At 36.3% G+C, this 13,602-nt stretch carries 13 protein-coding genes; 5 read left to right on the top strand and 8 right to left on the bottom strand.

What is annotated here, in order from left to right; translation table 11 throughout:
* Nucleotides 1-134 precede the first annotated feature (134 nt).
* The 3 genes from K5Q13_RS05015 to K5Q13_RS05005 all read left to right on the top strand — a co-directional run bounded on the left by K5Q13_RS05015 (nucleotide 135) and on the right by K5Q13_RS05005 (nucleotide 2,594).
* Nucleotides 135-575 carry a MarR family winged helix-turn-helix transcriptional regulator gene (locus K5Q13_RS05015; RefSeq protein WP_220740577.1) on the top strand — a complete coding sequence of 147 codons (441 nt, stop codon included), beginning with the start codon at nucleotides 135-137 and terminating at the stop codon, nucleotides 573-575.
* Nucleotides 572-1,453, top strand: coding sequence for a metal ABC transporter solute-binding protein (locus K5Q13_RS05010; protein ID WP_220740575.1), 882 nt, complete (start codon nucleotides 572-574; stop codon nucleotides 1,451-1,453). The genes K5Q13_RS05015 and K5Q13_RS05010 overlap by 4 nt, the downstream gene beginning before the upstream one ends.
* A gap of 280 nt (nucleotides 1,454-1,733) precedes the next feature.
* Entirely contained in the window at nucleotides 1,734-2,594 is an 861-nt protein-coding gene (locus tag K5Q13_RS05005; RefSeq protein WP_220740573.1) for an aldo/keto reductase, read from the top strand.
* A 56-nt stretch (nucleotides 2,595-2,650) separates the two neighbouring features.
* Here K5Q13_RS05005 and K5Q13_RS05000 read toward each other — a convergent pair whose 3' ends face one another.
* From K5Q13_RS05000 to K5Q13_RS04980, 5 genes are read right to left on the bottom strand one after another with little or no spacing between them, the layout of a single operon-like run.
* Complete coding sequence (locus K5Q13_RS05000) at nucleotides 2,651-3,418, bottom strand: ABC transporter permease (RefSeq protein WP_220740571.1); 768 nt, start codon at nucleotides 3,416-3,418, stop codon at nucleotides 2,651-2,653.
* A gap of 3 nt (nucleotides 3,419-3,421) precedes the next feature.
* Nucleotides 3,422-4,327 (bottom strand): ABC transporter ATP-binding protein, encoded by a 906-nt coding sequence (locus K5Q13_RS04995; RefSeq protein ID WP_220740569.1) that lies wholly within the window; start codon nucleotides 4,325-4,327, stop codon nucleotides 3,422-3,424.
* A 46-nt stretch (nucleotides 4,328-4,373) separates the two neighbouring features.
* Nucleotides 4,374-5,210 carry a permease gene (locus tag K5Q13_RS04990; protein WP_220740567.1) on the bottom strand — a complete coding sequence of 279 codons (837 nt, stop codon included), beginning with the start codon at nucleotides 5,208-5,210 and terminating at the stop codon, nucleotides 4,374-4,376.
* Nucleotides 5,207-6,112 (bottom strand): ATP-binding cassette domain-containing protein, encoded by a 906-nt coding sequence (locus K5Q13_RS04985; RefSeq protein WP_220740565.1) that lies wholly within the window; start codon nucleotides 6,110-6,112, stop codon nucleotides 5,207-5,209. Before K5Q13_RS04985 ends, K5Q13_RS04990 begins: the two co-directional genes overlap by 4 nt.
* Nucleotides 6,096-6,497, bottom strand: coding sequence for a GntR family transcriptional regulator (locus K5Q13_RS04980; RefSeq protein ID WP_220740563.1), 402 nt, complete (start codon nucleotides 6,495-6,497; stop codon nucleotides 6,096-6,098). Before K5Q13_RS04980 ends, K5Q13_RS04985 begins: the two co-directional genes overlap by 17 nt.
* Nucleotides 6,498-7,280: 783 nt before the next feature.
* Between K5Q13_RS04980 and K5Q13_RS04975 the strand changes: the two genes are divergently transcribed.
* Entirely contained in the window at nucleotides 7,281-7,820 is a 540-nt protein-coding gene (locus K5Q13_RS04975) for a YagU family protein (protein ID WP_220740561.1), read from the top strand.
* 314 nt (nucleotides 7,821-8,134) lie between these two features.
* Here the strand turns inward: K5Q13_RS04975 and K5Q13_RS04970 are convergent, their stop codons facing one another.
* From K5Q13_RS04970 to licT, 3 genes are all read right to left on the bottom strand, one after another.
* Complete coding sequence (locus K5Q13_RS04970; protein WP_220740559.1) at nucleotides 8,135-9,592, bottom strand: glycoside hydrolase family 1 protein; 1,458 nt, start codon at nucleotides 9,590-9,592, stop codon at nucleotides 8,135-8,137.
* Entirely contained in the window at nucleotides 9,585-11,480 is a 1,896-nt protein-coding gene (locus K5Q13_RS04965; protein ID WP_220740557.1) for a beta-glucoside-specific PTS transporter subunit IIABC, read from the bottom strand. Before K5Q13_RS04965 ends, K5Q13_RS04970 begins: the two co-directional genes overlap by 8 nt.
* Before the next feature lie 107 nt (nucleotides 11,481-11,587).
* Nucleotides 11,588-12,445, bottom strand: coding sequence for a BglG family transcription antiterminator LicT (licT, locus tag K5Q13_RS04960; protein ID WP_220740554.1), 858 nt, complete (start codon nucleotides 12,443-12,445; stop codon nucleotides 11,588-11,590).
* A 226-nt stretch (nucleotides 12,446-12,671) separates the two neighbouring features.
* Between licT and K5Q13_RS04955 the strand changes: the two genes are divergently transcribed.
* A complete protein-coding gene (locus tag K5Q13_RS04955; protein WP_220740552.1) occupies nucleotides 12,672-13,571 on the top strand; it encodes an alpha/beta hydrolase in 900 nt (299 codons plus the stop codon).
* Nucleotides 13,572-13,602: the final 31 nt, after the last annotated feature.

Raw genomic sequence — 13,602 nt, 5'->3', positions numbered from 1 at the left:
CCTTCACTAACAAATATGGTTTTAACCTGACAAAAACGTCAGATTAATTTTTTTTCAAAGTTTAGTTGACAAGTTGGATCTTTTTCTGTTATAGTTTACTGGTTAATTAACTAGTAAACTATCGAGGCCAACTTATGTCAGAATCTGATAACATTATTCAAGAACTCAACACATTCATCCAAACCTACGCGGCAAACTCTGAATTTATTCGTACAACATCCGCACAGAAAATAAATGCGACCCAGGCTCATTTATTGATGCTTTTACAGTCGCAGCATGCAACCAACACTATGTTAGCTGATAAAATGAACCTCACTAAGCCAGCTATCACCAAGGCTATCAAAAACTTAACTTTACATGGTTATGTCACTGCAAACCAGGACCCTATCGATAAGCGTAGTATTAATTATTCTTTGACGTCCGAAGGTGTTCTCCTTGCTAAACAACACGAACAATCGCACCAAAACTTACAACATGATATTAGTACAACTATTGCTAACTTCACACCAACACAACAAGAAACAATTATTCAATTTTTAATACAAATTAATCATTTAGAAAGTGATCACTCATGAAAAAACTTATTGCTATTATGGCCGTCATCATTATTGCAGTCGTAGGATTTGCCGCGTTTAAGGGCAATGCACCAAAACAAAATACAAATAAAATAACAATTGTCGCGTCTACCGATTTTTACGCGGAGCTTGCACAAACGGTTGTCGGTAGCCACGGTACAGCCACGGCTATCATTAAAAATGCTAACGTTTCACCTGAAGACTATGAGCCAACAACCACTGTCGCCAAAAAAGTTAGTGGTGCTGACATTGCACTTGCTAATGGTTTGGGATACGATTCGTGGCTCAATAAGCTCGCTAAAACATCTAATCATACACAATTAATTCGTATTGGTGAAAATGTTTTGAAAGAAAAAGCTGGTATTAACCCGCATCTTTGGAACAATCCAGACACAATGGTTAAAACAGCACAATATTTAGCTGACACTTTATCAAAAAAAGATCCTAGCCATAAAACAGAATATCAAGCAAACGCTAAAAAATACATTAAAAATCTCAAACCAATTACAACACTTGTCAGTGATCTTAAGAAGACATCTCATAATCAGTCAGTTGCACAAACCGAACCAGTATTTGAATATATGTTAACAGCATTAGGCTACAAAGTAATGGACTCAGATTTCTCTGAAGCTATTGAAGAAGGTAATGATCCATCTCCTGCAACCTTGACAAGCCTGCGTTCTGCAATCACTGATCACAAAATTGCATTCTTGGTTAACAATAAACAAACCACAAGCTCAACTGTCTCAAACATTGTTGCATTAGCAAAAAGTCATAACGTCCCTGTTATTAATGTGACCGAGACAATTCCAAATGGCGAACATTACGTCAGTTGGAAACTATCTGAACTGAAACAGATACAAAAAATTACGCAATAATAAAAGCACGCGTTTTGTAGAGGATCTCAAAAATTGGATTAACTATCTAACTTTTAAAACTCACCTCATTAAGCGCATGCTTTTTTATTTCGATGTCATAAATCATAAAATGTATACAGTTCCACACAAATAAAAAAATTTTAGCCATAATCACACGACACCATCAATTGTTTGAAATATGTTATACTACTCTTGAAAAGTATCAGATTTATCTGATACTCATGAGGAGAAACAGTGATTTATTGGTTCTCTGAATAATATAACAATGGAGGTAACATCTATGTCCCTTACAGATACTTATACGTTGGTCAATGGCGTTAAAATACCAGTCCTTGGTTTTGGTACTTGGCAATCAGCCGATGGTGATGTGGCTTATCAAGCTGTCAAATGGGCACTTGAGGCTGGTTATCGACACATTGATACAGCCGCTATTTATGGTAACGAATCTTCAGTTGGTCGAGCAATTAAAGACTCAGGCATACCAAGAGAAGAGTTGTTTGTAACATCCAAACTTTGGAACGATTCACACAGCTATGAAGCAGCACGCAAGGCGCTTGATGTGTCACTCGACAAATTAGGTCTTGATTACCTTGATTTGTACTTAATTCACTGGCCTAATCCAGCAAGTCTCAAAAGCCAAGGTGAAGATACTTGGAAATCTGCAAACGCGGATACTTGGCGTGCGTTCGAAGAGGCTTACACTGCTGGAAAAGCTAAGGCAATTGGCGTTTCCAACTTCCAAATTCATCATCTGGAAGAACTAGCTAAAACGCAAAATATAGCGCCCATGGTGAATCAAAACTTTCTTAACCCTTCTGATCAACAAGTTGACCTTGTTACGTACAACAACGCACACAATATTTTGAATGAGGCTTACTCACCACTTGGTACTGGTAAATTAATTAACTTGCCACAAGTGAATGATTTAGCTAAAAAATATAGCAAATCAATTCCTCAAATATTAATTCGTTGGTCATTAGACAAAGGATTTTTACCTTTGCCAAAATCAACACATGAGTCATACATTCAGGCTAATGCTGATGTGTTTGACTTCTCTCTAACGGCTGAAGATATTGTATCTCTAGATAAACTACAAGGTGTTGCTGAATTACACCTTAATGCTGACGAAGCATCATTCTAATGACAATAAAAAGCGATCGTTTTCAAATGAAGCGATCGCTTTTTATATGCTTATGCTTAGACAGAACGCTTCTTAAAAATCAAATAAGCGATGCCATACATTACGATAACGTATACTAAGTATGCGATTATAACTGTTCCCTGAGACATATGCACAATGTCTTTAAAACTACTAGGTGCAACTTGGCCATACATAGCCATACCAATGAAAATGTTAAATGGATTCCACTTTAATACAGGTGCTAATTCAATCAACATCATTGAGATACTACTCAAAATTGGTGTACCAACAATCATAACAACACCTAATCCAATAGCTGCCCCTGAGCTTTTAACTAAGTTTGTAATCAGTAGTACCAACGCTGCAACAAAAATCATTTGAAACATCGTGCCAAGAATTGTAATTCCAATTGTCTGCCAAACATTGCCAGCATAACTAGCTCGAGTTGAAAAATCAAGATTTGGCGCAAAAATTAATTGCCCTATTAGTGTCCCCACTAACGCTGCAATAAATAATGCAATATACACGCTCAAGTTGAGTAGTAATTTACTAGTAAATATCATACCGCGGCTAAAACGACGTGACAGTAGCGGCCTGATTGTACCAAAACCAAATTCTTGAGAAACACTTAACGCAGTAATAATAATACCAGCTAGGTAAACATAAAAAGTAGCATGTCCTAAATCTGAAACTGATCCAACACCTCGTTGCGACTTAAATACCCCCATAACTAATATCGGAACTAGGACACCCAATCCCAACCAAATGTACAATTTATTTTGTTTAAGTGCTTTATAATACTCTTGTTTCATTAAAGTTAACATTTGTTACTCCCCCTTGTCATCATTTGCTAACATATCAAGTAATGACTTTTCCAAATTACCAGTGACAGTATTTACAGTTTGAATATCTATACCAGCAGCATTAATAGCTGTGATCACTTGCTGTAAACTCTCTGCACCAGAAATTTGTACATGTCCATCATCAACAGTTACTATCCATTGATGTTCTTGTGCTAATTTAACTGTTGCATCTTTGTCTGATGTATCCATAACCCATCGTACTTTGTCATGACTAAAGAACTCTGCCATCGTAGCTGTTTCAATGATTTTACCATGGTTAATAATAACCACATCATCAACTAATTTTTGTAACTCGTCTAATAGATGACTAGAAATCAAAAATGCCACACCTTCGTTAGCTAGTTCACGAATTAACTCACGCAAATCATGAACAGACTGTGGATCCAAACCATTCATGGGTTCATCTAAAATAACTAATTTAGGATTACGAATGAGCGCAATGGCAATACCTAAACGTTGCTTCATACCAAGAGAAAAGTTTTTCGCCTTGCGCTTACCAAAATTATCACCGTCAATTTGTGTCTTATGCATTAAGCTCTTAAAATCAGCGGCATTCTCTGTGTCCATGGCATACAATTTCAAGTGTTCCAAAGCCGTCAAGTTTGGATATATTGATGGATATTCAATCAAATTCCCCACTTTATCCAGTGCCTTATGATTACTAAATGTTACTGGATTGCCATCAAATGTAATACTGCCAGATGAATAACTCATCAAACCAGTAACAGCACGCATTGTTGTCGACTTTCCCGCGCCATTACGACCAATTAAACCAACAATATGTCCAGCTTCAACATTGAAACTAACATTTGTCATTGCTTTCTTTTTACCAAAACTCTTATTGATATTTTTCACTTCTAATAATGCCATGATTATTCCCCCATTTTTTACTACTATTTTAGTTGCTTGCTGATCATTATTTATCCCAAGTTACTTTTAAGGTTGGCTTAAAAATAAAACCGAAAGTAACAGCCGCACATATCAATGGCAAAATAAATCCAGCCAAGAAAGTGCCTACGGTGTTACGATTTGGGTTAGACATTGTTACCGTTAATGTCGAAACAAAAACAAAAATAACTACTGGCCATTTCAAGTAACGTATACGTACGGCTTCATCCAGCGTATCATCGCTAATATTGATTGCACAATAATACCCAGCAATAAATATTACTAGAGCAGCTATAATTGTCACCATTAATATACGTGTATCTGTGTTGACTCTCGACCCTAAAACATTATTAAATATAGGTCCAACCATTATGCCTGCGCCAAAAGTGAAAACAGTTCCTGCCGCTTTCATCCAGTTAGGACCAATAACGATAAAAATGCCAATAAACACACTCGATATAAAAAACAAATTAGCAGCGGCGGTTATATCAACCATTAATACACGGCTAATATTGTGATATTCTAACATTGCAGTTAGACAAATATCAATTACTGAAGCTGCAATAATAGGCCCCACAACCATTAAAATAACACGTGTTAAGAAAAGCTGACCGCGTGAAATGTTTTGTGTGTAAAGCCAAGTATCTAAGTGCCTCGATTGGTCATTTAAGAGTACAATAACTGTGACAATTAACCAGACTACCATCAAAACCGGACCAAGTTCATAATCCGTTTCTTGGTTTGGAATATTTCGGAACAACAAATTTGAGCCTACAGCAAACACAATTAGAAAAATACCAAGTAAACTAGCCATGATGAACTGATTTTTTCGAATTGTTGTATATAATTTAATTGCTTGTTTCATGACTCAACCTCTAACTCTTGTTGCCATGCAAATGCCTCTTCTGCAAAACTAGCGCGGAATACATCTTCACTACTAATTGGCAATTCTTCAACAAACTTAAATTCTGGCCCAGCCAACTTAATGCCCAACTCTTCTGAAAAATCATTAAACACAATTGTCACAACGTGACCAGTCTGTGTGATAATTGTGCCACTGTCTCGCAAAAAAGCAGGTAGTTCTTCACCTACAAAAGCTAATTGGTACTTTTTAATTGTTTTATTATCTTCAATGGTAAATGTCCGATCAATCGTTTGATCCTTTAACAGCAAAATACGATCTACTAATGTATCTAGTTCAACTAAATTATGTGATGCAATCAGAATCGTTGTATTATGTTGTGTGACTTGACTAACAATTAATTGTTTCACTTGGTCACGAATTAAAACGTCTAACCCATCAAGTGGTTCATCAAGTAACACATATTGCGCACGACTAGCAAAACTAGCAATAATAGTAAATAACGCTCTCATACCCTTTGAATAATTTCGGATACGTTTACTGTTATTTAATCCAAAACGCTTAATCTCAGAATCATACCAACTCTCATCAAAATTTTCGTAAGAAACCTTTAGTATGGACTTGATTTTTTTGGGCGAATAGTAACGAAACCAATTTTCAGGCATATCAATATAAAATAGTTGATCATGTAGCCATGTTGTTTTAGCATAGTCTAGATCATCTAACCCAACGCGACCAAAATCTGGTAATAACTTCCCAGAAATTGTACCAAATAAGGTAGTTTTCCCTGCACCATTACGACCAACTAATCCAACAATTTCGCCATTTTTTAATTCAAAACTGACATTATCTAGGACTGGTTTATTTTGAATCTTTTTAGAGATGTTCTCAATGACTAGTGTCATGTGTTCTCCTTTGCAGGTTTAAATAACCACTGTAACCAGTATCAAGCCATCGATGTAACTCTTCAGCCGAAATTGAGGCACGTCTTGCCTCAATAATAATTTCTCCAAGTTGTTGTTGCAGGCTTGCAACAAGTTGTTCATCTATGACAAATCCATCAGTTGCTCTAACAAACGTTCCCTTGCCTGACACTGTTTCAATAACGTTTTGATTTTCTAAAGCCTTGTAAGCTTTAGCAACGGTATTTGGATTCAATTTTTCAATTAAAGCCATCTCTCTGACCGATGGTAATTTTTCACCGATTATTAGTACACCTGAAACAATCTGGGACTTAATACGCCACATGAGTTGCTCATATAATGGTCTATTCCTTTGAATTTGCGCCATTTATGTATTTCCCTTTAATTTTTGTACATGTTCGTTGTATGCGTATCTTTAATGACTTTAACTGGCATATTACAAAAGATATGTGTCTAATGCATTACGTGTACTATCTTACGCGGTACAGTTAATCTTGTCAACAAGCTCCCCTATCAACCTGATATACTTAACCTTTTTATATCTCAGGACCTGAGAACAGGTTTTTAAGCATCAAAAAATTGCCAACCAATTTTTTGGCCGGCAATTTTTTGATATTTTAAAACTGGAACCCCGTATCAACTAGATAATAGAAATGGAGAGGGAATTTATTTGAGAAAGAGAAGAGAAGATTAGGAGAGAATGAAATGAAAATTTCATATTATCTACCGGAGTTCCACTATATTGATAGGATAGCTAATCTATCAATATATTTATAATATCCCGACAACATTAAATACATGTTAAAAAGACGCCATAATAGTATTTTCAATTAAAAAAATCTATACAACCTTAAGATTAACAATTATTAAAGAAAATAAAATTATGTTTGACAATTCACAAATAAACGTTTAAACTTACTATTTGTAATAAGAAATAATAAAAACACAACAAGGAAAGTCAAGCATAATAAAGATAACTCGTTACTGTATTATCCGAGCTCGTCCGTGAATATATTAGCTATGTAGCCAATAAATTTCATGAGGCCATCTAGTTTCAATAAAAGCTAATCGCGTTCGGATACAACAATATAGTATAACATTCATATTATCAATCATTATTGCTAGAACTTACTTTGAAAGGATAAGATTCATGTTTAATCTACAAAAGCCACAGGCTGGCTTAAAAGAAATTATTATCAAAAGTATCTGGTTTGGCTTCCTAGCGGGTATGATATCAGGTATGGTTAAAATCGGCTGGGAGTCTATATTACCACCCCGTACAATTGCTCGTAATATGACCAATCCACCACAACACATGGCAGAGCAACTTGGGTTCTCAGACAAACTTGTTCATTCATTTGTCTACTATTCACAAGATCAAAAAGTATTCTGGTTTACGTTAATTCTACATTTCTCGTTCGCCATCGCTTTCTCAATTCTGTACGTCTTTATCTCACAATACTGGTCAAAAATTGGTTTGTGGCAAGGCGCCGCTTATGGTATTGTACTCTGGATTATCTGGCATGTTATACTCATGCCAGCATTTGGTACAGTTCCTGCACCTTGGAACCAACCATTCGCTGAACATTTCTCAGAATTCTTTGGACATATTGTTTGGGCCTGGGCTATTGCCGCTACCGTATATTACCTTATTGCTAAAGACAAAAAGGGACATTTAACAAACATTTAACAAAAACAAAAAGGATCCTTGCGGATCCTTTTTTGATGGCAATTATTTTTAGTTTTATCAAAAAAACAGCCTACCCTCTATCAGTGAATCAACTTCACACTAGCGCTATCTGGTCTCATATGCGTTCTCGGCCACTTACGAGACTTTCTAACAACTTTGTAGAGAATAAACTATTTTAATTGGGTGAATATTATCCTACTCACCAATGAAGATGGCCTAAACAAGCTTAAATATTTTTAACGTTTCGCCTAATCTACAACAATATTATATCGTAAAAAATTCAATATTGCAAACGCTTACATATCAATCAATGTCTAACCTAAATCTTCACCATTAGAGGCAATAACCTTTTGATACCATGCAAAGGAATCTTTTTTGATACGATTCAATGTCCCATTACCATCATCATCTTGATCGATATAGATAAAGCCATAACGTTTAGACATTTCTGATGTCGAGAAACTAATTAAATCAATTGGTCCCCACATAGTATAGCCCAAAAGGTTAACACCATCCATAATCGCTTCCTTCATTTGTTCGATATGTGATCTCAAATAATCAATACGATATTGATCATGTACTTGATTATCTTCAAGTTTATCAAGAGCACCTAACCCATTTTCTACAATGAAGAGTGGTTTACGATACCTATCCCACATAGCATTTAAAGTAATACGCAATCCTACAGGATCGATTTGCCATCCCCAGTCCGATTCTTTTAAGTATGGGTTACGCCCACCAATAACCATATTACCCACGCTATCACCATCTTGGTCATGTTGCGTCACATTAGTCATATAGTAACTAAAGCTAATAAAATCAACAGGATTTTCAAGTAAAATATCTTGATCAGATTCGGCCATATGAATGACAACATCATTTTCCTTGAAAAAACGATTCATATATTCAGGATATTCACCGCGAGCTTGCACATCTGTGAAAAACAAATTCTTTTCATCTTCTAATTGTGCAGCACGGACATCTTCTGGATTCGGTGTCGCCGGATATGTTTGCATTCTTGCTAACATCGAACCAATTTGAGCGCTTGCATCAATACGATGTAACTGTTTTGTTGCAATAGCACTGGCTACAAACTGATGATGTAGGGCTTGATAACGAATTTGCAGTTGTTCTTTTTCAGAAAGCCCCTTATCAATGGCACCAGTTTCATGAAATCCCCATGTCCCTGTGTTTATTTCATTAAATGTTAGCCAATAAGGTACTTTTCCTCGATAGCGATTAAACACCGTTTCCGTAAATTTGTTAAACGCGGCAATTGTTTCACGACCTGCCCAACCGTTATATTTCTGAGTTAGAGCAATCGGCATTTCATAATGCGACAAGGTCACTAACGGCACCATGTCATATTTGGCTAATTCTTCTAAGACATGATCATAAAATACCAATCCTGCCTCATTTGGTGTTTGATCCTCACCTTGTGGAAAGATTCTTGACCAAGCTATTGAGAAACGATATACTTTGAAGCCCATTTCTGCAAAAAGTGCAATATCCTCCTTATAATGATGGTAAAAATCTACACCCCGACGCTTAGGATAACGTGTGTCTGTTTTATCTGCTATCGCAATATCCAATGTCTCTTGCGTGACGTCTCCCATAGATACTTGGTGGCGATCATCTACTTTTTGAACCACTTCAGCCGTGCTTAAACCTTTACCATCAACGTTCCAGGCACCTTCTACTTGATTAGCAGCAGTAGCACCACCCCACAAAAACCCTTTAGGAAATGACTTTGGATATGTCTGTTTATACATGTTTTACTTCTCCTCTATATTCATTTTGATTTTCTGTGTTTCTTTGAGTCAATTTTAACACCCAATTACTATCTGTTGCCATTGTCTCTTCTGTATCCTCTATTCGATAAGCAGCTGTATTTGTAATGATTAACATCACCGTGTTATCATAGCCAGCCGAACGAAGCGCTTCACGATCAAACTCGACTAATGGTTCTCCAAGTGTTATCTTTTGATTTTGTTTAACTAATGTTTTAAAATGCTGACCATTTAATTCAACTGTATCAATACCAATGTGAATCAATACCTCTGCCCCATTTTCTGAAATGATACCAATTGCATGCCCTGTTGGATATACGGCACTAACGGTACCAGAAACTGGTGCTTTAATAATATTACTTGTTGGTACAATTGCAATACCCTGCCCCATAGCTTCTGAGGCAAACACTTCATCCTTAACATTCTTCAGAGGAATAATCGTACCAGAAACTGGTGATATGATAGATTCTTGCCCATCTTGATCAACCACAGTTGCATTGATTGTTTCGTCATTTTTTAATTGTTGCTTACTAAATCCAAATAAATAGGTCAACACAGCGCCTAGAACAAAGGCGACTACTAATCCGATTACAACACTTGTAAAGCCATTACCCAAATACGTTGGCAATGCTAGTAAACTTGGTAATGTGAATGAACTCGCATGTGCTTGTCCACCACCGGCAATTGCACCACCAATCGCACCGGCAATTGCTGCCATAATAAATGGTCGCTTGAGTTTCAAAGTGACACCATAGATTGTTGGTTCAGTAATCCCTAATAACGCTGTAGCAACTGAAGAACCAGCTAATGATTTCATTTTAGAATCTTTTGATTTCAAGAACACGCCCAATGCAGCACCTGCTTGAGAAATTACAGCGACACTTAATATTGGCAAAAGTGGATCATAACCTAATTTACCAATATTGTTCATCATAACAGGTACAAATGTCCAATGAACACCGAAGATAACAAATACTTGCCAAAAGGCACCCATCAATGCACCTGCGAGTGCTGGTGCAAAATTATAAATAGCTGAAACACCTGACGACAGGAGTGTACCAATACCTGCACCCAGTGGTCCAACAACAATCAACGTTAATGGTGCCATAATCAGCAATAAGAACAGTGGGGTGAAAATATTGCGAACTGCTTCAGGAAATACTTTATCCAGTACTGGTTCAATGAAGGACATGACCCACACTGCCAACAAGATAGGAATCACACTTGACGTGTAAGTTGTTGGAATAACTGGTATACCAAAGAAGTTGATTGTTTGCGAACTGCTTGTTATTGCAACTAATGCCGGATAAACCAATGCTGTGGCTAAAGCAACAGCCACAAATTGATTAACCTTTAATTTTTTAGCTGCTGTGAACGCTAGTAGTATTGGTAAAAAGTAAAAGAAGCCATCTCCTGCAGCATACCAAATTTGATAAGCACCACTTTTTTCAGTCAACCAACCCAGTGACAAAAACAATGCTAACAAACCTTTTAGAATACCTGCACCTGCCATTGCACCTAAGAACGGCGTAAAGACACCTGAGATAAAACCAATTAGTTTGTTTATGATACTTTCTTTTTTGCCATCATCAGCCACGTCAGCTTCTTGATTATCAGGATTTTCTAAACCAGCTAATTCGGCTAGCGGTGCAAACACCTTTTCAACCGTATTACCAATCACTACTTGATACTGACCGGCAGAATTGACTACTGTTATCACACCGTCTAGTGCTTCTATCTTCTCACCGTCGGCTAGTTTGTCATCTTTTAGTTTAAAACGTAGTCGCGTTGCGCAATGCCAAGCTGTGTTGATGTTTTCTTTCCCACCAATCCCAGCTAAAATTTGTTTTGCTGTTGCATTATAATCCATTATATCTCCTTTTTTTGACAATAAAACCCAAGTTAATTATGACAAACGCTAATAAGCGATTACCATAATTAACTTGGGTTTTGCCTAATTCAATAGTTACAATCCCGTCAAACGTTTTGATTCATATCATTGATAATTCTTTGAATATGAATTGTGACATAGACCTGTTCATTTAAAGAAACATTTTTATTTAAAGTACTCTTGATAAATTGCGTAATCTTTTTCGTACAATTAAAGGCTACTGGATACTTTTTAAAAATGTGCGCGTACAATACATCGTCTGTCTCCTCTACTGAAATATTTTTTTTATTACTTGTCATTTTTTCCACAAAAAATCTCAGATGTACCATAAATCTTTGATAACTAATGGATTCTTCATCAAGATGAACCTGTAATTGATATTGTACAATTGTTAAGATATCTCCTATCAGATTGGTCATCTGGACGCCTTTATCTGTCTGATATTGAGAAGATGCCCGATTTTCAACAAATTTTAATGCAATGAAGCCAGCTTCATCATCAACTAAATTAACACCAAATATCTGATTAATGAGTTGCAATGCTTCCTTACCAACTGCATACTCTGTTGGGTAGAAATGTTGTATCTCCCACAACAATTCATTACGGATAACTACTTTGTCCTTCGTTCTTTGAATAGCAAAATGTATGTGGTCAGTTAATGCAATCAGCATGTAAGCATTAAATTTTGTATTTAACGTTTTTTCAGCTTTTTTGATAATTTGTGACGCTACTTCAAAATACTGTGGTGAAATATCATTAATCAATTCATCAAAGAGTGTTAACCAGCGGTCCTCGGTTGGTGTATACATTTTATCAACTGCTGACTCATCGATACTTTGCCCAGATTTCTTTTGAAAGCCTAGTCCTTTACCTATTAAAACAACTTCATGACCATTATTGTCTGCTAGTAGAACGTTATTATTAAAAATTTTTTTGATGTTCATTTATCACTTCCAGACTTTCAATTATATCTTGTTATAAGAGAAAAACCTGACAAAAATTGTACAAAGCTCCAAAAGCTTACAACAATTCAACGCCAGGTTTTGCCCACTTGCATGGTAACAATCCTTTATGTATTCAGTATACAACAAAATGTAAGCGGTTTCAACAATATTATGACGAATTTTTTTGTATAATGAGTTTAATGATATACCGTTTGGAGGAATTTATATGTTATTTAAAGACAAGCTATACGACTTTCATCCAGCCATTATACCCATAACAGCTGAAAAAACCTTTTTAAATATTGCTTATGCCTCTGATACGAGACAACGCTTAGACATTTATTTGCCAGCTGGAAAAAAACGTTTTCCAGTCATTGTAGATATTTACGGCGGTGGCCTATTACGTGGTCAAAAATCATCAGAAAAACTGAATCCAAGTCTACGTTTCTTATCTGATGGATTTGCTGTTATTAGTCTTGATTATCGACTCAATAGACAGTATGAGAGCCAATTTCCTAATCAAATCGATGACATTAGAGCAGCATTGCAGTATTTAATAGCACACGCACAACAATACCAACTAGATACACACAATATAACACTAATCGGTGAATCAAGTGGCGCACAATTAGCCGTTCTAGCTGCCGCTACTTTTTCAAAAAAATACACCTTAGGTACATGGGCCGATACACTCACTAATCAAAATTTCCCAGCAATAGCTAGTGTGATTGGTCTTTATGGTCCTTATCAGGTTGATCAATTTACACGGCAATTTCAAGAACTTAATATTCAACCTCAGTTTCAAGAGACAGGTACAGCGCAATCTTTTGAAGGCATCATGTTACATGATCATGCGCCAGCCAGTGTCCCTGATTTAGTTGCCCAAAGTAATCCCGCAACCTATTTTTCAAAGGATATGCCTCCGCTAATGTTGATTGCTGGTAAAAAAGACCCAGTTGTTCCTTATCTTCAAAGCGTTCAACTTGCTGATAGTTATCGTCAAGTCACTGGTCATCAGATTACAACACATTGGGTAGATAATGGTGTCCACGGTCCAAAAGACTATGATAATACAACGATTCATGCATCAAAATTAGCCTTTATTCAAAAATATCAAAAACCGTAATTTCAAATATACGCATTCATTGAGCGTATTA

This window comes from Leuconostoc miyukkimchii (assembly GCF_019656055.1).
Classification (GTDB): Bacteria; Bacillota; Bacilli; order Lactobacillales; family Lactobacillaceae; genus Leuconostoc; species Leuconostoc miyukkimchii.
This window is presented reverse-complemented; position numbering and strand designations above follow the sequence as displayed.